Raw genomic sequence first — 19954 nt, 5'->3', positions numbered from 1 at the left:
GAGCTTTCACTCGGATCCGGCTCACAGCAGGCCGTTACCGAGCACAGTCGTGGCAAGCCCGATCACCACCGGGACGATGCCCAAGGCGATGAACGCCGGCAGGAAACACAGCCCGAGTGGACCGCTGATCAGCACTCCCGCGCGTTCGGCTGCGGCAGCAGCAAGATCCTCGGCGTCACCTCGACTGCGCTCGGCGAGTTCGGCCATGGATGAGGACAGCGACGAACCCGAACGGGCGGAACGCCGAGCCATTCTGGCGAGCGCCTCGGTATCGGGATCGAGAGCGGCTTCGCTCCACGCGGCGTCGGGATCGGCACCGAGCGCCAGAAGGTCGGCGACGCGACGAAGCGAGTCGGCCATCGGTTTCGGTGCCGTCGACGCCATCGCTGTGATCGCGGCGGAGACGGGAAGCCCCGCTCGTAGGCAGGCCCCGAGAAGGTCGAGACTTGCGGCAACTGCGAGTGGATCCGGCTTGTCCGGGACTGGAACCGAATCTTCTGTTGTTGTGTCCGCGAAGAGAATTTCTGCCGCCCTGGCCGAAGCACCGCGACGAGCGGGAATGATCGCGAACGCCAACGCCATCATCGCCACGGATGCCCAACTCACGACGTGACCTTCGCAGTTATCCGGTCGGTCCAGAGCAGACCAGCTGAGACACAAGCGGTTCCGATCACCAGGAGCACGCCGCCGAGCCCACCTCCGAACAGCACGCGCAGCGGCGAAGCACCCATCAATTGCCCGAGACCGATCCCCAACAGCGGGAGAAAGGCCAACACCGCAGCGGTCGCCCGAGCGCCCGCCAACCCGGCCTCGGTACGCTGACGAAAGCGTCTACGTCCCAACATGTCCGTCCGGACGGCGCCGAGTAGTTCCGCCAGTGCCAGCCCGTGTTGGTCGGCGACCCGCCAGACGGATCCGATGCGGGAGAACTCACGCTCGATGCACGAATGCGGTACCGCGAAGGCCGCTGCGGCAGAACCACCGAGACGCGCCCTGGCCCCAGCGGAACGGAATACGGCACTCACTTCTCCGGTACATTCCTCGCCTGCAACAGAACTGGCCGCTGCAGGATGCGCGCCGACGCTCAGCTCGGCGATCAGCACCTCCAGACCGGAGAGCAGCATCTTCTGTGAGAGATCCCGGGTTTCGGCTGCCTTCGCGCGTCGGCCACGGAGGATCAGGGTCCCGGCGAGGACGACAGCCGCACACCCTGCCGGAAGACCTCCGAGGATCCACGCGGCCGAAATCGCGAGAAATGCGGCGACGAACTGCCACGGAATCTGCCGGGAGGGCTTGCGGACGCTCGGGGTGTACGTAGCGAGCCGAGCACGTGAATCCCGCACCGGCGCAATCGAGACCGCCAACGCGAAGGCCAAGAGGGAAACCGTCACGTCCCGACCTCTCGATTGCGAAGCCGGAACATCCGGTCGAGCCGCTCACGACCCGAACCGCCGTCCGGCCACGCCTGCATGATTCGTACATACCCGTCCGCACCGCGGTCGATGACACCGATCTGTTCGAGACGCCTCGATCCGTCAGCCAATCTGTGCACGTGCAGGATCACTTGAACTGCCGCGGCAAGTTGACTGTGCAACGCGTGGCGATCCATCCCGCCGAGCGCCGCCAACGCCTCGAGTCTGGCCGGCACCTCTTCGGGCGAATTGGCGTGAACGGTGCCGGCGCCGCCGTCGTGGCCGGTGTTCATCGCCGTGAGCAGATCAGTCACCTCTGCGCCGCGGACCTCACCGACGACGATGCGATCGGGACGCATTCGTAGTGCCTGCCGAACCAGATCGCGCACCGTCACCTCTCCGACGCCCTCGACGTTGGGAGCTCTGGCGACGAGGCGGACGACGTGCGGATGCGGCGGCGCCAGTTCGGCCGCGTCCTCGACACAGACGATTCGCTCGCGCGGGTCGACCGCGCCGAGCATGGCGGACAACAACGTGGTCTTTCCCGCACCGGTCCCGCCGATCACCAGAAAAGCCAAGCGACAAGAAATGATGCGATTGAGGAGCTCCCGCGCGTCCGGTTCCACGGCGCCGTGGGCGGACAGCGCGTCGAGACCCTGGGTCGCGGGCCGCAACACTCGCAGTGACACGCAGGTTCCACCCTGGGCCACGGGTGCGAGTACGGCATGAAGTCGTACCCCGAAGTGCCCGTCGCCGACGCCCCGCAGGCGGCCGTCGACCCACGGTTGGGCGTCGTCGAGGCGTCGACCTGCCGACAGTGCCAACCGCTGCGCCAGTCGACGCACGGCTGCCTCGTCGGTGAACCGGACCCCCGACCTTTCGAGGCCGACCCCGCGGTCCACCCAGACCTGATCCGGCGCGGTCACCAGTACGTCGGCGACCCCGGGTTCGTGCAGTAGAGGTTCGAGCGGCCCCGCGCCTGTCAGTTCCGTCTGGAGCACCCTGACGACCTCCAACAGATCCGTGTCCGCCAGAACGCCGGAGGACTCGGCTCGCACGGCATCGGCAACGGTGGCCGCCGTCGGCTCGGCGACCGACGACGCCGTCAATCGCTCGCGAACTCGGTCGAGCAGTTCGGCCGTGACCAACGCACTCATGCCGCAGCCCTGCGCGGGCGTGCGCCGGATTCGACGGCGTCGAGTACCGCTGTTGCCGCCACACTCAACGGACAACCGCGGGTCAATTCGAGGCCACCACGCTCGAGCATCGGCGCCAGCGATCGGTGGCCGCGCATCACGGCCGTCAGGGGCAGGCCGAGCATGTCTGCCACATCGGCGCCGCGTAGGCCTCCCGGTGCCGGCCCACGCACGACGAGACCGACGTTGGAGTTGTGTCGCACCACCCAGGCTCCGACCTTCTCGGCCGCGACGCATGCGGCCACGGTGGCCGGAACCACCACGAGCACCGAATCCGACATCTCCAACACGGCCTGACCTACCTCGCTGGGATGACGTGGCACGTCGCAGACCACGAGTCCGCCGGAACTGCGACCTGCGTCCAGCACGGCGCGAACGGCGGTCACTGTCGGACCGTCGATCTCCCGGCGACTGCTCGCCAGAACCCTCAGAAACTTTCCCTTCGCCGGCAGTGCATCGCGCAGCGCATCCGGGGACAACCGCCCGCCCTCGACGGTCAGTGCACCCCAACGTAATCCGGGAGCAGTCTCGATACCCAACAGCACGTCGGCGCCGGAACCGAGTGCGTCGACGTCCACCAACAGCGTCGGGACGTGACGTGCCGCCGACGTCAACGCGACTGCCGCAGCAGTTGCCGAGGCTCCGCCGCCGCCACAACCACCCACCACGCTCACGACGGTGCCGTCACCACTGACGTCTACGTGATCGGCCAGAACTGCGACCAGCGCGTTCTCTTCCTCGGGCAAGGACAGAACGCTGTCGGCTCCGATCGCGGTGGCGCTCTTCCAATCGTCGACGGTCGGTGTGCCGTCGCATACGAGGAACACTCGCGTTCGCTTGGGGGAACGAGCCAGAGCATCTCGCGCCGCCGACGCGTCCAGTACCACCGCCGAGGCCCGGTTCCACTGTTGCCGGGACACGGGATGTTCGGCCTCGTCCAGCCGGCGGTCCACCGCGGCAGCGACGCGTCGCACGCTCGCGAGGATTTTCGCGTCGTCGACGAGAACCAGAATGGGAGCCCCGGTTTCCTGAGAGCTGATCGTCGTGTTCATGACTGCAGAGCCTGAACGAGCACCGGCACCGAAAACAGTGGGCCGAACAACCCTGTGGACAACTGGGAGGTTGGGGAGAAACAGGCCTGAGACAGAGGACGACCCCCGCCAATGGGGGGAGGAGGCGGGGGCCGTCTGAGTTCAGCCCCGGGGGGTCGGGCTGAACTAGTTCGAACGAATCGAACAGCAACGATCTTACACCCGCCATCGGCGAGAAATGCAAGCCTGAGCTGCACTGAACTGCTGTTTTTCGCCGAAAGAGGACGCTTGCCGAAGAGCACACGAACCGCCTGTCGGACTATCCTCAATCCTGTGACCGACAAGCCTGCGAACGGACTGAATACCGGGCGGACAGCCGCTTTCTTCGATTTGGACAAAACGATCATCGCGAAGTCGAGCACCCTGGCGTTCAGCAAGCCATTCTTCGCACAGGGTCTGATCAATCGACGCTCGGTTCTCAAGAGCAGCTATGCGCAATTCCTGTTTCTACTGTCCGGCGCCGATCACGATCAGATGGAGCGCATGCGCGAGCATCTGACGGCGATGTGTGCGGGCTGGGACGTGGAACAGGTGAAGGCCGTCGTCGCGGAGACTCTGCACGACATCGTCGATCCACTCGTCTTCGCCGAGGCGGCCGATCTGATCGCAGATCACAAGCTGCGTGGACACGACGTCATCGTCGTGTCTGCTTCGGGTGAAGAGATCGTCGCACCGATCGCCCGCGCCCTCGGCGCCACCCATTCCGTCGCGACGTCGATGAGGGAGGAAGACGGCCACTACACCGGCGAGGTGGACTTCTACTGCTACGGCCCCGGCAAGGTCGAAGCCATGGAAAAACTCGCCGCGGAGTACGGTTACGACCTCGCCGCCAGTTACGCCTACTCCGACTCGGTGACGGATTTACCCATGCTCGAGGCTGTCGGACATCCGACCGCAGTCAACCCCGATCGAGCGTTGCGCAAGGAAGCGGCCGTAAACGGTTGGCCCATACTGACTTTCTCGAATCCGGTCTCACTTCGTGCCAGATTGTCAGCCCAGTCCACGACCACGGTGGCTACTACCGCTGCGGTGGGAATCGCAGCTCTGGTGGCCGGCGCCATGACCTTCGGGCTACTGCGCCGGAAACGCTGAAATCCAAGGCCCACAAACAAAAATTGGTACTTGCTGTGAGCCCGGACACAGGGTACAAAGGAGTTACGGAAGAACGGAAGGCCAGGAACGGCTCGGAAGAGAAGGACCGTTTCCCCAACCGAAATTCCTAGCACGGGCACTAGGGCACCCACGCGGAGCACAAGCCACTATAAGGGCAGAAGCGTTGTGGGCCTGCGAGATTCGTTCAATTTGAGCGAGGACCCCGCACCGGTTGCGGGGACGACCTCAGAAAGTGCGATCCCTCGCCGAGGCCACCCACACAACCCACCGAGCACGCTTGGTAACGAGTAGTCCGTGCTGACGGGCGGCGAAGTCGATTTATCGGCAGCGCCGCCCGTTCGTTATGTTCCGACAGGCCCAATTTGCCGGGCTATCCGGTGGCGGCGTCGGCAATCGAAGTCGCCTCTCGCGCACCGGCTTCGAGAGCACCGCAGCACAGAATCACCCAACTGCCGACTCCGGCCGGATTTCCCGAAGCAAACCCTGCCGCGCCGTCCGTGTACGCCTGTGGCCGCCGAAGCCAACTGACCTCGGGGACCCCGAGATTGTGCGGATCCAGCCCCGACGAGACCGCAACCAGACGCGAGGCCGCGCGGGCGACGATGCCGTCAGCGGTGCCGAACGGGCTCAGCGCCAAGAGTTCTCCGTGAACGACGGCCGCCAGAACAGGTGCCGGTGCACTGGTTCCGCCTGTAACGAGTTGGGCGAGAGCGTCCAACCGCTCCCCCACTCCGCGATCCGACCGTGGCCGCCCCAGTTGATCTGCGTCCTCGACGAGATCCGCCGCGGCCAACAGGTGCAGCCGGGCCAGAGCCTGAAGTGGGGCGCGCTTCCACGTCGACTCCATGAGCGGAAGGCTGTCGCCGTCGAGAGCCTGAGCCACGCGCAGAGCACCCGCGAGAATCGGGTCACCGGCCATGCCCTCGGTCGGCAATTCGGTGGTGCCTCCGGCGAGCGATGCGGAGGCTCGCGCAGCGCGAACCGCGGCTTCGGCGGCAGTGGTGGGCCAACCGCGACGGTTGGTCTTGTGCCGATGAACCTCACCCAGAGCGTCGCGCGCATGATCGGCGGCGGCGCGTACGCCTGGAAGATCGACGAGGGGCTGCAAGGGGTCCGTCACGATCAACGACGGTACCCTTGCAGCCCCTCTGCGGACTTGCCTACCTACCTGTTGCGTCAGCTTCCCAGCTTGATGGACCCACCGGGAATCGCGTCGAGCAACTTGCGGGTGTAGTCCTGTTGCGGATTACCGAACACGTCGTCGATCGGTGCCGATTCGACGATCGAGCCACGCGACATCACCAACACGTTGTCCGCGATCTGACGAACCACGGCCAGGTCGTGCGTGATGAAGAGGTACGTCAACCCGAACTCTGCCTGCAGGTCGTTGAGCAGGGTCAAGATCTGATCCTGCACGAGCACGTCGAGAGCGGAGACCGCCTCGTCGCAGATCACGACCTCCGGTTGCAAGGCCAGTGCTCGCGCGATGGCGACGCGCTGACGTTGTCCACCGGAGAGTTCGTTCGGGAACCGACGCATGACCGACTGCGGTAGACCCACCTTGTCGAGAAGTTCGCGGACGCGAGCCTCACGCTCGGCTTTGGTCCCGACCTTGTGGGTACGCAGCGGCTCCTCGATCGTGCGGTAGATCGAGTACATCGGGTCGAGTGTGCCGTAGGGGTTCTGGAAGATCGGCTGCACTCGTCGACGGAACGCAAATGTTTCCTTCGCACCGAGCTTCGACACGTCCTGACCGTCGAAGACCACGTTGCCTGCAGTGGGCTCGAGCAGACCGAGGACCATCTGTGCGACCGTCGACTTACCGGAACCCGATTCACCGACGATCGCCGTCGTGGTTCCGCGGCGGACCTTGAAGGACACGTCGTTCACGGCTGTGAAGTCGGTGGTCTTGCGGAAACCCTTGCGCAGCTTGAACACCTTGGTCAGATGATCGACGACAAGAACGTCGTCGGTCGCCTTGCCGAAGGACTCTGCCGCAGTTTCCTCGGCCTTGACTGCTTCGGCGACCTCTTCCGCCTGTTCTCGAATCTCGGCGCGCACCACCGACGAGCTGAGTCGCTTCGACGCCAACGACGGCGCAGCAGCGACCAGCTTCTGCGTGTACGGATGCTGTGGACGCTTCAGAATCTCCAGTGCCGGACCGGATTCGACGATACGACCCTTGCTCATCACGATCAGATGCTCGGCGCGCTCGGCGGCCAGGCCCAGATCGTGAGTGATGAGAAGAACGGCGGTGCCGAGTTCCGTAGTCAGACCGTCGAGGTGGTCGAGGATCTGACGCTGGACGGTGACGTCGAGCGCCGACGTCGGCTCGTCCGCGATCAGGAGTTTCGGACGAGCGGACAACCCGATCGCGATGAGTGCGCGCTGACGCATACCGCCCGAGAACTCGTGCGGGTACTGTCCCAACCGGCTCTCGGCTTCGGCGAGGCCGGCCTCCTCGAGCAGTTCGGCGGCCCTAACCTTGGCTGCCTTGCCCTTGGCAATTCCGTTGGCGGCCAGAGCTTCCTCGATCTGGAAGCCCACTTTCCACACGGGATTCAGATTCGACATCGGGTCCTGCGGAACCAAACCGATCTGGCTGCCCCGGATGTGGACGAAGTCCTTCTCCGAAAGTTTCGAGATGTCCTTGCCGTCGAAGATGATCTCGCCTGCCGTCACCTTGCCGGTGCCGGGAAGCAGATTGATGATCGAGTGCGCGGTGGTGGATTTACCGGAGCCCGATTCGCCCACGATGGCGACCGTCTGACCCGGATACACGGTCAGGCTGACGCCTCGAACTGCCGGAACCGGACCGGAATTGGACTGGAACGACACCTCGAGATCACGAATCTCGAGCAACGGAGTTTCCTCCGAGGTGAGAGTTTCCTTGGTGGTCATCGTGCTCACCGCTTCCGCGACTTGGGATCGAGGGCGTCGCGCAGAGCGTCACCCATCATGATGAATCCGAGGACGGTGATCGCCAAAGCCGTTGCCGGGTAGAACAGAATGGTCGATCCCTGACGCAGCGTCACCTGAGCGTTGCTGATGTCGCCGCCCCACGAAACCTCGGTGGACGGAAGTCCGATACCGAGGAAGGACAGCGTCGCCTCGGCGACGATGTACGTGCCGAGCGAGATGGTGGCCACCACGATGATGGGCGCCAACGAGTTCGGGATGACGTGGCGGATCAGTGTCTTGAGCTTCGAGACACCCAACGCTTCCGAAGCCATGACGTAGTCGTTGTTCTTCGCCGAGATCACCGCGCCTCGAGCAATTCGTGCCATCTGCGGCCAACCGAAGAGTGCCAGGACGCCGACGACGGTCCAGATGGTGCGATCGGTGAACAGCTGCATCAGAACGATGGCAGCGAGGATCAGCGGGATACCGAAGAAGATGTCGGCGACGCGGGAGAGAATCGAATCGGTCCAGCCGCCGTAGAACCCGGACAGTGCACCGAAGATCACTCCGATCACCAGCACCGACGCCGTGACGCCGACGCCCACGAGTACGGATGCGCGAGCACCGTAGATGGTGCGCGAGTACACGTCACAGCCCTGGCGGTCGAAACCGAACCAGTGGCCGGAGGTCGGTCCCTGCATGCTGTAGGTGAGGTCGCAGAACCGCGGATCGGTACTCGTGAACAAGCCCGGAAACGCTGCGATGACGATGACCGCGAGGATGATGATCGTCGAGATGATGAACAGGGGGCGCTTGCGCAGATCGCGCCACGCGTCGGTCCACATGCTCGTCGGCGCCTGATCGAGTTTGACGGCGTCCGTCTCCCCCGGTGCCGCAACTTCGGGCGGTGCCACGAAATGACTTTGCCGGACGGCGCGTCCGGTCTTCACGGTCTCAGACATAGCGGATCCTCGGATCGAGCGCGGCGTACAAGAGGTCGACGAGCAGATTTGCGATCAGGTAGATCACGATGAGAATGGTGACGAACGAAACCACCGTCGGCGCTTCACCTCTGGTCACGGCCTGGTAGATCGTGCCGCCGACGCCGTTGATGTTGAAGATGCCCTCGGTGACGATGGCGCCGCCCATCAACGTTGCGAGGTCGGCGCCCAGGAACGTGACCACGGGGATCAGCGAGTTGCGCAACACGTGCACGCGAACCACTCGTCCACGGGAAAGTCCCTTGGCGGTGGCAGTGCGTACGTAGTCGGCACTCAGGTTCTCCGCCACGGATGTTCGGGTCAGTCGCAGGACGTAGGCGAACGAGACCGAACCCAGAACCAGGGCGGGGAGCAGGAGATTCTTGAAGCTGGTGTTGCCACCGACCGTCGGCGGGACGATGCCCCATTTGACGCCGATGAAGAACTGAGCCAGGAAGCCGATCACGAAGATCGGGATGGCGATGAGAACGAGGCTGAACAGCAGGACGGTGCTGTCGAAGAATCCGCCCTTACGCAGGCCGGCGATGAGGCCGAAGCCGACACCGAAGACGGTCTCGACGATCAGTGCCATGAAGGCAAGTTTCATCGTGATCGGAAATGCCTGTGCCAGAACTTCACTGACAGGTCGTCCGGAGAACGACGTGCCGAAGTCCAGCGTGAAGATGCCCTTCAGGTACAGCAGGTACTGCTGATAGAAGGGGAGATCGAGGTGGTAGCGCTCCCGAAGCTGTGCTGCCACAGCCGGACTGAGCGCCTTGTCGCCCGCCAACGCGGCAATCGGATCACCGGGAAGCAGGAAGACCATGGCGTAGATCAGAAGAGTGGCCCCGAGAAAAACCGGGATCATTTGAAGCACTCGGCGACCGATGTACCAGAGCATCGGATCACCTCCTTGTCGATGATCGTGTACGTCAGCGGACAGTCCGGTGTGAACACGAGTTCGGGACGGCAGGCAGGGCGCCTGCCGCCCCGAACTCACGTTTCAGATGCGGATCGTTCTACGCGTCAGTTCTTTTCGATGTCTTCGTAGACCGGAATGCCGTTCCAGCTGATGGTCACGTTGGAAACGTTCTCCGACCATCCACTGGCTGCGTTGCGGTACCACGTCGGAATTGCAGGCAGGTCCTTGAGCAGCACTTCCTGAGCCTGATCGAGCAGTTCCTGAGCCTTCGCCTTGTCCGTCTGGCCGGCCGATTCGCGCAGGAGGCGGTCGAACTCGGGGTTGGAGTACTCACCGTCGTTGGAGCTGCCGCCGGTCTGGTAGTTCTGCGCCAGGAAGCCGTACTGCTGCGGGTAGTCACCCTGCCAGCCGGAGCGGAACGCGCTCTGGATGGTGCGGTCGGTGGCTTCGGTGCGGATCTGCGCAAAGGTGGCGTACTGCTTGCCCTTTGCGTCGATGCCGAGCGTGTTGCGGATGCTGTTCGCCGTGGCGTCGACCCATTCCTGGTGTCCGCCGTCGGAGTTGTATCCGATCTCGAAGCTGCCGGACCACGGAGCGATGGCGTCGGCCTTGGCCCAAGCGGCCTTGGCTGCCTCGGGGTCGAACTTCAGGTTGCCGTTACCGGTCAGCGAGTCGTTCCAACCCTCGATTGCGGGGCTGGTGAAGTCGAGTGCAGGCGTCCTGGTCTTGTTGAAGATCTGCTGCGTGATCTGATCGCGGTTGATCGCCATCGAGATCGCCTGACGGCGGAGCATGCCCTCTTCACCACTGAAGTGCGCCAGGCGCCCCGGGATCGTGAACGTCTCGATGGTTGCCGACGGCTGGTTGACCGTGCGACCGGCAAGATCCGACTCGAAGGTCGTGACCGCGCTCGGCGGGACCTGGTCGAGAACGTCGACGTTGTTGGCGAGGAGATCCGTGTACGCCGTGTCGAGGCTGTTGTACATGATGAAGTCGACGCCGGCGTTCTTCGGCTTGCGGTTGCCGTTGTAGTCCGGGTTCACGACCGTGTCGATGCGGACGTTGTGCTGCCACGCGCCGGCGCCGTCGAGCTTGTACGGGCCGTTGCCGACCGGGTTCTCGCCGAATGCGGTCATGTCCTTGAACGCGACCTCGGGCAGCGGGTAGTACGCCGTGAAACCGAGGCGATCGGGGAACGCCGACTCGGGCTGCTTGAGTTCGATGGTGAAGGTGGAGTCGTCCACAACCTTCAGACCCGACATCGTCTGAGCCGTCGGAACCTCGGCGGCAACTTCGTCGTAGCCCTTGATCGGATCGAAGAACGATGCCTGGATCTGGGCGTTGGTGGAGAGGGCTCCGAAGTTCCACGCGTCGACGAACGACTTCGCGGTGACGGGGGTGCCGTCCGTGAAGGTCCAACCGTCCTTGAGCTTGACGGTGAAGTTCTGACCGTCGGTGCTCTCGATGGACTCGGCAACCTCGTTCTCCGTGCCACCGTCGGCGGTGTACGAAACGAGACCGGCGAACAGGGAGTCGAGGACGCGGCCGCCCTGGTTCTCACTCGTGTTCGTGGGAATCAACGGGTTCTGGGGCTCGCCCGCCCAGGCGTTGACGACACCGCTGGACGATCCGCCCGACGAATCGCCGGACGAACATGCCGTGATCAGCACTGCCGTCATTCCGAGCGCGACCGCGCCGGTCGCTATGCGTGAGATACGCAAAGGAATTCCTTCCACATCTAAGTGACCCCGAGCATGCTCGCGGCCTGCCGACAGCCGTAACTGCCGGCGTCGTGTCGCCTACAACTGAAAGTGAACGTGACTTCGAGTTGTGGTCGAATAATGGTTTGACAATAGACACATCCGACGCGGGGCGCGCATCGCACCCATTGTCCGCAATTCCGAGGGAAATCTGTCCGCGCCCATTCACTCGTCGGCGGAAGCGACCACCCGTCGCATCAATTCGACCGATCGTCGCAGGACAACGGGTTGCAACGTGATGCAACGGTGCGTTTACGCGAGCTTGTGACTACCCTCACACGGAGTCAGAAAAGTGTCGATCAAAGTGGAAAGAAGGCCGTCAGCCATGACAAGCGCAGCCGAAACAGACGTCCCCCAGGCATATCCGCCGAGCGCAGAGTTCGCTGCGGCCGCCAACGCGGGACCGGAGTTGCAGGCTGCCGCAGATACCGACCGCCTCGCTTTCTGGGCGAATCAGGCTGAGCGCCTTCACTGGCACGAGAAATGGACCGACGTCCTCGACTGGACCGACGCCCCCGTCGCCAAGTGGTTCGTCGGCGGCAAACTCAACGTCGCCTACAACTGCGTCGACCGCCACGTCCTCGCCGGCAACGGCGACCGCGTCGCCATTCACTTCGAAGGCGAACCAGGCGATTCCCGGGATCTGACCTACAACGACCTCCTCGCCGAAGTCAGCCGCGCCGCAAACACTTTCACCGACCTCGGCCTCGTCGCCGGTGACCGCGTAGCGATCTACATGCCGATGATCCCCGAAGCGATCGTCACCATGCTCGCCTGCGCCCGCCTCGGCCTGACCCACTCGGTCGTCTTCGCCGGATTCTCCGCCACCGCCCTACGCTCGCGCATCGACGACGCCCAAGCCAAGCTCGTCGTCACCGTCGACGGCCAGTGGCGACGCGGCGCCGCAGCACCCATCAAAACAGCGGTCGACGAATCCGTCGCCGGCGCCGACTCCGTCCAGAACGTGTTGGTGGTCAACCGGACCGGCATCGACGTCGAGTGGACCGACGGCCGCGACCTGTGGTGGCACGAGACCGTCGCGGCGGCCTCGCCCGAGCACGAAGCGCAGGCCTTCGACGCCGAACATCCCCTGTTCATCCTCTACACCTCCGGCACCACCGGTAAGCCCAAGGGCATCATCCACACCTCCGGCGGCTACCTCACCCAGGCGTCGTACACCCACCACAACGTCTTCGATCACAAAGCGGGACAAGACGTCTACTGGTGCACCGCCGACATCGGCTGGGTCACCGGACACTCCTACATCGTCTACGGGCCCCTCTCCAACGGTGTCACCCAGGTCGTCTACGAAGGCACCCCCAACTCCCCGAACGAGCACCGCCACTTCGACATCATCGAGAAGTACGGCGTCTCCATCTACTACACCGCCCCCACCCTCGTGCGGACGTTCATGAAGTGGGGCCGGGAAATCCCCGACGCCCACGACTTGTCTTCGATCCGTTTGCTCGGATCTGTGGGCGAGCCCATCAACCCCGAAGCGTGGCGCTGGTTCCGCGACGTCATCGGCGGCAACAAGGCCCCCATCGTCGACACCTGGTGGCAGACCGAGACCGGCGCGATCATGATTTCCCCGCTGCCCGGTATCACCGCCACCAAGCCCGGATCCGCGATGGCACCGCTGCCCGGTATCTCCGCCAAGATCGTCGACGACGACGCCAAGCCCCTCGGCCCCGGCGGCAACGGCTACCTCGTCCTCGACGAGCCGTGGCCGGCGATGCTCCGCGGCATCTGGGGCGACATGGACCGCTACCGCGACACCTACTGGTCCCGCTACGCCGAAGAAGGCTGGTACTTCGCCGGTGACGGCGCCAAGTACGACGACGACGGCGCACTCTGGGTCCTCGGCCGCGTCGACGACGTCATGAACGTCTCCGGTCACCGCATCTCCACCTCCGAAGTGGAATCAGCACTGGTGAACCATCACGGAGTCGCCGAAGCCGCCGTCGTCGGTGCCGCCGACGAGACCACCGGACAGGGCATCGTCGCGTTCGTCATCCTCCGTGAAGGCGTCGAGAACACCGGCGACGTCCTCATCGCCGAACTCAAGGCTCAGGTCTCCACCGACATCAGCCCCATCGCCAAACCGCGTCAGATCACGATCGTGCCGGAACTGCCGAAGACCCGATCCGGCAAGATCATGCGCCGCCTCCTGCGCGACGTCGCCGAAGGCCGCGACCTCGGAGACACCTCGACCCTGGTCGACCCCAAGGTATTCGACGCCATCCGCGGCAAGTAGGGCCTTCGGCCCCTGTGCGCCTTTTTGGTAGTCCCCACTACCGGAAAGGCACACAGGGGCGGAGCCCCTCTCGCAACTTCACTTCCTCTTTCGACGTCAGCCAGGACTCCTCGGCTACGCGAATGTCTGCGGCAACCCGCTTGTGCAGAGATTTTCCGCGCGAGGAGAGAAACACGCGCACCTTCCGGCGATCGTCCTCACCGACCTCGCGATAGATCAGCGCAAGCGAGACCAACTTGTCCGCAACTCGCGTCAGCGTCGGAGCCGGTGTTCCCGTTCGATCGCGCAGCTCAGCCATCGTCAGCCCCTCGGTCGACGCCAAGGCTTCGAGCGTCATCCAGTGATCGAGAGTGAGATTCTCAGCCGCCAGCGCTTTCTCCGCTGCTGCCGCTGCCATTCGAGCCGCTCGGACCAGCGCGGTCGTCAGCGAAGCATCAAGAATTCCGGAGTCACTTTTTCCCACTGATCGCTCCCCCGCTGTTGCGTACTTCACACTTCTCGGGCAATACTTTCAAATGAAATGATAGTAACCCAGGCCAGGCCGCTGACTTCCGATTCCGGCGGCGACGCATGAGCGCTACCGGCGCGCTCGAACGCGCGCGCAGCGCCGTGTGGCGCCTGGGCATGGTGGTTCCCCTCCAAGGACCGGCCGGACTGTTCGGTCCGTCGTGTGAGGCGATCAGCGAATTGGCCGCCCGCGATCTCAACAACTCCGGCGGCGTACTGGGACGCGAAGTCCAGATCGAAGTGATCGACGGCGGCGCTTCGCCGGGCGTCGTCGCAGCCCGCGTGCAACAGCTACTCGACGCCGGTGACATCGACGCCGTCAGCGGTTGGCACATCTCCTCGGTCCGCCACGCACTCGCACCGGTGGTCGCAGGCCGTATTCCGTACTCGTACACCTCGCTCTACGAGGGCGGCGAGGTCAGGCCCGGCATCTACTGCTCGGGTGAGACACCACGTCAGCAGATCGCGCCGGCGCTGAAGTGGCTGCGCGACAACGTCGGAGCGCGTAAGTGGTTTGTCGTCGGGGACGACTACATCTGGCCGCACAGCTCTCTCGGAGCCGTGAGGCAATTCGCCACCGAACTCGATCTCAGCCTGGTCGGCGGTTCGTTTGTCGACCTCGGGCGCGGAAACATGAAGCAGTTGGTCGAGACCGTCTCGAACTCCGGGTGCGACGGCGTGATCATGCTCCTCGTCGGGCAGGACGCCGTCGACTTCAACCGAGCCTTCGCCCGCCGAGGCCTCGACGAGTCGATGATCCGGTTCAGCCCGTTGATGGAAGAAAACATGCTGCTCGCAAGCGGCCCCCGCGCAACCCGGAACCTGTTTGCCTCGGCGGCGTACTTCCGCTCGATGGTCGACGGTAACTCCATGGACCTGCTCGGGCGCTACATCGCACTGCACGGCGCGCACGCTCCGGCACTGAACAACGCTGCCGAGTCGTGTTACGAAGGGATACATACCCTTTCGGCCCTGGTTCGACGCGCCGACAGCACACATCCGCGTGACCTGGACGCCGTCGTCGAGGGTGCCGCGTACGACGGGCCTCGCGGAACCGTCGAGTTTCGTGATCGTGTTGCACGGCAGAAGATTCAGCTCGCCGTCGCCGACGGACTCGACTTCTCGATCATCGCAACGCTCTGAGATTTTCCCTGAGATCTCCCTCTTGACTTCTGTGGCGCGCATCACTTAGTTTCATTTGGAATCATTTCATTTGAAAGTAACCCGTCCCGAAGTAACCGGAGGTGCCCGATGGGCAGTGTTGGTTTGCTTTACGTGGGAGCCGTCCTCTTCGTCAACGGACTGATGCTGCTCGGCACAGTTCCCGTTCGATCCGCCTCGGTCCTCAACCTCTTCGTCGGCGCACTTCAATGCGTCGTCCCCACCGTCATGTTGATTCAGGCTCAGGGAGATTCGAGTGCCGTCCTGGCGGCCTCAGGGCTCTATCTGTTCGGATTCACCTATCTCTACGTGGGCATCAGCAATCTCGCCGGCTTCGAGCCGGAAGGAATCGGGTGGTTCTCGCTGTTCGTCGCGTGCGCCGCGCTCGTGTACTCCTTCCTCTCTTTCACAGTGAGCAACGACCCCGTCTTCGGGGTCATCTGGCTCGCATGGGCAGCGCTGTGGACGCTGTTCTTCCTGGTACTCGGGCTCGGCCGCGAGAATCTCAGTCGCTTCACCGGCTGGGCAGCGGTCCTCCTGAGCCAGCCCACGTGCACGGTCCCCGCATTTCTGATCCTGACCGACAACTTCCACACCACACCCGCCGTCGCAGCCGGTTGGGCCGGAGCACTTCTGGTTCTCCTGGGCCTGGCCAAGATCCTCGCTGCACCCAAAACCGCAGTACCCCAATCCCGTCCAGTCTTCAACTGATCGACACAACCAAGGAGTGAAAGACAATGCGACACGGTGACATCTCCTCGAGCAACGACACGGTCGGCGTAGCAGTGGTCAACTACAAGATGCCCCGCCTGCACGATCGCGCCGGTGTCCTCGAGAACGCGCGCAAGATCGCCGACATGATGATCGGCATGAAGACCGGCCTCCCCGGAATGGATCTGGTGGTCTTCCCCGAATACTCCACGCAGGGAATCATGTACAACGAGGAGGAGATGTACGCGACAGCAGCCACCATCCCGGGCGACGAGACCGCGATCTTCTCCGCAGCGTGCCGCGAAGCCGACACGTGGGGAATCTTCTCCATCACCGGCGAACAGCACGAAGACCACCCGAACAAGCCCCCGTACAACACGTTGATCCTCATCGACAACAAGGGCGAGATCGTTCAGAGGTACCGAAAGATCCTGCCCTGGTGCCCCATCGAAGGGTGGTACCCGGGAGACACGACGTATGTCACCGAAGGCCCGAAGGGGCTGAAGATCTCGCTCATCATCTGCGACGACGGCAACTACCCGGAGATCTGGCGCGACTGCGCGATGAAGGGTGCAGAACTGATCGTCCGTTGCCAGGGATACATGTACCCCGCCAAGGACCAGCAGGTGATGATGTCCAAGGCAATGGCCTGGGCCAACAATTGTTATGTGGCAGTTGCCAATGCGGCCGGATTCGACGGCGTCTACTCCTACTTCGGACACTCCGCGATCATCGGATTCGACGGCCGGACGCTGGGTGAAACCGGCGAAGAAGAATACGGAATCCAGTACGCGCAGCTTTCCGTCTCAGCCATTCGCGACGCACGCGAGAACGATCAGTCCCAGAACCACATCTTCAAACTCCTCCATCGCGGCTACTCCGGTGTCCACGCAGCAGGTGACGGAGACAAGGGCGTCGCGGACTGCCCGTTCGAGTTCTACAAGCTGTGGGTCACCGACGCCCAGAAGGCTCAGGAACGCGTCGAGGCCATCACCCGAGACACCGTGGGTGTAGCGGATTGTCGCGTCGGAAACCTGCCGGTCGAGAAGACAATCGAAGCGTAAGGATCTCACTGTGCCTTATATCACCGACATGCTCCATGACCGGAACAGTGCAGCACCACCGGCCGAGGAACGAACCGAACCCGTACCGGTCGGGGCCTTCGACGCTCGCAAGCTCTCGAAAGCCCTGAGTTCCAAGATCGTCGGACAACAGGCCGCCGTCGACGCAGTGGTTCGTGCGATTTCGATCGCGCATGTCGGTGCCACGGATCCGACGCGTCCGCTCGCAAACATCCTTCTCGTTGGCCCGACCGGCGTCGGCAAGACGGAATTGGTGCGGCGCGTGGCCGCAGAACTACGGTCAGGACCCGATGATCTGTGCCGCATCGACATGAATGCTCTTGCGCAAGAGCATTATGCGGCGTCGTTCTCCGGGGCTCCACCTGGATATGCCGGTAGCAAGGAGTCCTTCACGCTGTTCGACAAGAACACCGTCGAGGGCGATCCGTACACCCCCGGAATCGTCCTGTTCGACGAAGTGGAGAAGGCCGACCCCACCGTGCTGCGTGCGCTCCTGCAGGTCCTCGACAACGGCGAACTCCGGTTGGCGAACGGTCAGCAGAAGATCTCGTTCCGCAACAGCTACGTGTTCCTGACCTCGAATCTCGGCTCTGCTGCGGTGGCAGAACGTCGGCGATCTCACCTGCGGCAGCTCGCCGATCGCGTCCGGATCGATCGACCGCGCCATGGTCATCATCTGGTGCAACGCGCGTTGGAGAAGTTCTTCGACCCCGAATTCTTCAACCGCATCGACGAAACCGTGATCCTCGACGAGTTCGACGAACAGACCGCGGAACAAGTGACCCGTCTCGAGATCGAACTGATCACGACTCGGTTGGCCAGGAGAGGCATCGACGTCGAGGTGGAGGACAGCGCCGTCGCCCTGTTGCAACGGCGCGGGTTCGACCCGGTGTACGGAGCACGTGGCCTGCGCCGGACCATCCGGAACGTCTTGGCCGACCCGGTGGCCGCCGCCGTTCTCGACCTTCGGCCGGTCGGGACGCAACCACTCGCCTTGCAGGCGCGGGCAGTTGGTGATCAGATACAGGTAAAGAAAGTCCCATGAGTGCTCGCTCACGTTGCGGATCGAATCCGCAACGTGGGCGACACATTTCAAACATGTCCGCGTAACGCCACCTCCCTAGGTTGGGTGCCTGCACCACAAAGTGCACATGCACAGGCACCCAGGGGAAGTGACGTCATGACAGCAGTGAACGAGCAGGTGTCCGCCGGCGCACCGGACAGGGCAGATCTCGGTGAGAACGCCGCACTGAAGGAGACTCTGGAGGACTACACCCTCCGATTTGCGCCACGCAGCTACCGCAAATGGGGAACCGGCGTCGTCGCGACCTCCGCGCTCGGCGGAATCGCGTATCTCGCAGACTTCTCGATCGGCGCCAACATCGGCATCTCGTACGGCACCGGTAACGCACTTCTGGGCATCGCCGTGTTTGCCGTCGTCATCATGGCGACCGGCTTCCCACTCGCCTACTATGCCGCGCGATACAATATCGACCTCGATTTGATCACTCGCGGAAGCGGTTTCGGCTACTACGGCTCGGTGGTCACCAACGTCATCTTCGCGACGTTCACCTTCATCTTCTTCGCGCTCGAAGGTTCCATCATGGCCCAGGGTTTGAAACTGGGGCTCGGGATCCCACTCTCGATCGGCTACGCGGTCTCGACACTGATGGTCATTCCACTGGTCATCTACGGAATGAAGGCTCTGGCAAAGCTCCAAGTGTGGACGACGCCTCTGTGGCTCGTCATGATGGTGCTGCCGTTCCTGTATCTGCTGTTCAAGCACCCTGATTCGGTGAGCGCGTTCTTCGCCTTCGGCGGTGAGGACGGCGCAAACGGCAAGGGCGTCAACTTCGGATCGGTGATGCTGGCCGCGGGTGTCTGCTTGTCGCTGATCGCACAGATCGCCGAGCAGATCGACTACCTACGCTTCATGCCGCCCAAGACGCCGGAAAACACCCGCCGTTGGTGGGCTGCAGTAATTCTCGCCGGCCCCGGCTGGGTGATCTTCGGCGCGTTCAAGCAGATCGTCGGACTGTTCCTCGCCGTGTACATCATCGCGAACGTCGTCGACGGATCCTCGATCGCCAACCAGCCCGTGCACCAGTTCCTCGAGATCTACCAGGACATGATGCCTCACTGGCTGGCCATGACGCTGGCCGTGATCCTCGTGGTCATCAGCCAGATCAAGATCAACGTCACCAACGCGTACTCCGGCTCACTGGCCTGGACCAACTCGTACACCCGCGTCACCAAGACCTACCCCGGACGCATGGTCTTCGTTCTGGTCAACCTGGCGATCGCACTGATCTTGATGGAAGCCAACATGTTCGACTTCCTCAACACGATCCTGGGCTTCTACGCCAACTGCGGTATCGCCTGGGTCGTGGTCGTCGCCTCGGACATCGCGATCAACAAGTACTGGTTGAAGCTCTCCCCGAAAGTCCCCGAGTTCCGACGCGGGATGCTCTACGACGTCAACCCCGTCGGCTTCGTGTCGATGCTGCTGGCCGCGGGCATTTCGATCCTGGTGTTCTTCGGCGCTTTCGGTTCGGCGATCAAGCCGTTCTCCCCGATCGTCGCAATCGTCATCGCGCTGGTGATGCCGCCGGTCCTGGCCGTCGCCACCAAGGGAAAGTACTACCTACGACGCACCGACGACGGCATCGATCTGCCGATGTTCGACGAGTACGGGAACCCCTCCGGTGAAACGCTTCTGTGCTGCGTCAGCGGAATCGAATTCGAGCGTCCCGACATGCTCGCGTCGAACGTGCCCGGTCCGAACGGCGAGAAACAGTACATCAGCTCCCTGGCCTTGAGCACCGACAAGACCGGTGAGCATGTCCTGCCTGCTCAGCTTC

17 protein-coding genes are annotated in these 19954 nt (G+C 63.3%); 7 read left to right on the top strand and 10 right to left on the bottom strand.

The window, feature by feature from the left end:
• Window positions 1-21: 21 nt before the first annotated feature.
• From RWT78_RS13260 to ssd, 4 genes are read right to left on the bottom strand one after another with little or no spacing between them, the layout of a single operon-like run.
• Complete coding sequence (locus RWT78_RS13260; RefSeq protein ID WP_007732447.1) at window positions 22-606, bottom strand: type II secretion system F family protein; 585 nt, start codon at window positions 604-606, stop codon at window positions 22-24.
• Entirely contained in the window at window positions 603-1391 is a 789-nt protein-coding gene (locus RWT78_RS13255) for a type II secretion system F family protein (protein ID WP_269612056.1), read from the bottom strand. Before RWT78_RS13255 ends, RWT78_RS13260 begins: the two co-directional genes overlap by 4 nt.
• On the bottom strand, window positions 1388-2569 hold the full coding sequence (locus tag RWT78_RS13250) for a TadA family conjugal transfer-associated ATPase (RefSeq protein ID WP_314676090.1): 1182 nt from the start codon (window positions 2567-2569) through the stop codon (window positions 1388-1390). The genes RWT78_RS13255 and RWT78_RS13250 overlap by 4 nt, the downstream gene beginning before the upstream one ends.
• Window positions 2566-3660, bottom strand: a complete 1095-nt coding sequence (gene ssd, locus RWT78_RS13245; RefSeq protein WP_003946126.1) for a septum site-determining protein Ssd — start codon at window positions 3658-3660, stop codon at window positions 2566-2568. Before ssd ends, RWT78_RS13250 begins: the two co-directional genes overlap by 4 nt.
• 312 nt (window positions 3661-3972) lie before the next feature.
• On the opposite strand from ssd, the gene RWT78_RS13240 reads away from it, so the two are divergent.
• Window positions 3973-4791: an HAD-IB family hydrolase gene (locus RWT78_RS13240; RefSeq protein WP_003946123.1), complete on the top strand. Its 819-nt coding sequence runs from the start codon at window positions 3973-3975 to the stop codon at window positions 4789-4791.
• 391 nt (window positions 4792-5182) lie between these two features.
• Here RWT78_RS13240 and RWT78_RS13235 read toward each other — a convergent pair whose 3' ends face one another.
• From RWT78_RS13235 to RWT78_RS13215, 5 genes are all read right to left on the bottom strand, one after another.
• Window positions 5183-5932, bottom strand: a complete 750-nt coding sequence (locus RWT78_RS13235; RefSeq protein WP_003946100.1) for a hypothetical protein — start codon at window positions 5930-5932, stop codon at window positions 5183-5185.
• Between the two features lie 56 nt (window positions 5933-5988).
• Complete coding sequence (locus RWT78_RS13230) at window positions 5989-7713, bottom strand: ABC transporter ATP-binding protein (RefSeq protein WP_003946108.1); 1725 nt, start codon at window positions 7711-7713, stop codon at window positions 5989-5991.
• Between the two features lie 5 nt (window positions 7714-7718).
• Window positions 7719-8675 carry an ABC transporter permease gene (locus tag RWT78_RS13225; RefSeq protein WP_003946092.1) on the bottom strand — a complete coding sequence of 319 codons (957 nt, stop codon included), beginning with the start codon at window positions 8673-8675 and terminating at the stop codon, window positions 7719-7721.
• Complete coding sequence (locus tag RWT78_RS13220) at window positions 8668-9594, bottom strand: ABC transporter permease (RefSeq protein WP_003946101.1); 927 nt, start codon at window positions 9592-9594, stop codon at window positions 8668-8670. Before RWT78_RS13220 ends, RWT78_RS13225 begins: the two co-directional genes overlap by 8 nt.
• Before the next feature lie 125 nt (window positions 9595-9719).
• Window positions 9720-11336: an ABC transporter substrate-binding protein gene (locus RWT78_RS13215; protein WP_037132624.1), complete on the bottom strand. Its 1617-nt coding sequence runs from the start codon at window positions 11334-11336 to the stop codon at window positions 9720-9722.
• A 364-nt stretch (window positions 11337-11700) separates the two neighbouring features.
• Here RWT78_RS13215 and acs point away from each other — a divergent pair, with 364 nt between their 5' ends.
• Window positions 11701-13632, top strand: a complete 1932-nt coding sequence (acs, locus tag RWT78_RS13210) for an acetate--CoA ligase (RefSeq protein ID WP_037132608.1) — start codon at window positions 11701-11703, stop codon at window positions 13630-13632.
• Window positions 13633-13669: 37 nt separating this feature from the next.
• Here acs and RWT78_RS13205 read toward each other — a convergent pair whose 3' ends face one another.
• The gene (locus tag RWT78_RS13205) at window positions 13670-14095 is read right to left on the bottom strand and encodes a MarR family transcriptional regulator (protein WP_042446697.1); all 426 of its coding nucleotides are present in this window, start codon (window positions 14093-14095) and stop codon (window positions 13670-13672) included.
• 107 nt (window positions 14096-14202) lie between these two features.
• On the opposite strand from RWT78_RS13205, the gene RWT78_RS13200 reads away from it, so the two are divergent.
• The 5 genes from RWT78_RS13200 to RWT78_RS13180 all read left to right on the top strand — a co-directional run.
• Window positions 14203-15282 carry a substrate-binding domain-containing protein gene (locus RWT78_RS13200; protein ID WP_314676084.1) on the top strand — a complete coding sequence of 360 codons (1080 nt, stop codon included), beginning with the start codon at window positions 14203-14205 and terminating at the stop codon, window positions 15280-15282.
• Window positions 15283-15390: 108 nt separating this feature from the next.
• Complete coding sequence (locus RWT78_RS13195; protein WP_003946099.1) at window positions 15391-16011, top strand: AmiS/UreI family transporter; 621 nt, start codon at window positions 15391-15393, stop codon at window positions 16009-16011.
• 26 nt (window positions 16012-16037) lie between these two features.
• A complete protein-coding gene (locus RWT78_RS13190) occupies window positions 16038-17075 on the top strand; it encodes an aliphatic amidase (RefSeq protein ID WP_003946093.1) in 1038 nt (345 codons plus the stop codon).
• Between the two features lie 10 nt (window positions 17076-17085).
• On the top strand, window positions 17086-18138 hold the full coding sequence (locus RWT78_RS13185) for an AAA family ATPase (protein ID WP_042446695.1): 1053 nt from the start codon (window positions 17086-17088) through the stop codon (window positions 18136-18138).
• A 135-nt stretch (window positions 18139-18273) separates the two neighbouring features.
• Window positions 18274-19954 (top strand): hypothetical protein (locus RWT78_RS13180; protein WP_314676079.1); only part of this gene is annotated, 1681 nt, incomplete at its 3' end.

It is taken from the genome of uncultured Rhodococcus sp. (assembly GCF_963525155.1).
Classification (GTDB): Bacteria; Actinomycetota; Actinomycetes; order Mycobacteriales; family Mycobacteriaceae; genus Rhodococcus_F; species Rhodococcus_F qingshengii.
Note: the sequence above shows the minus strand (reverse complement) of the source record. Positions and strands in the feature narration are given on the sequence as shown.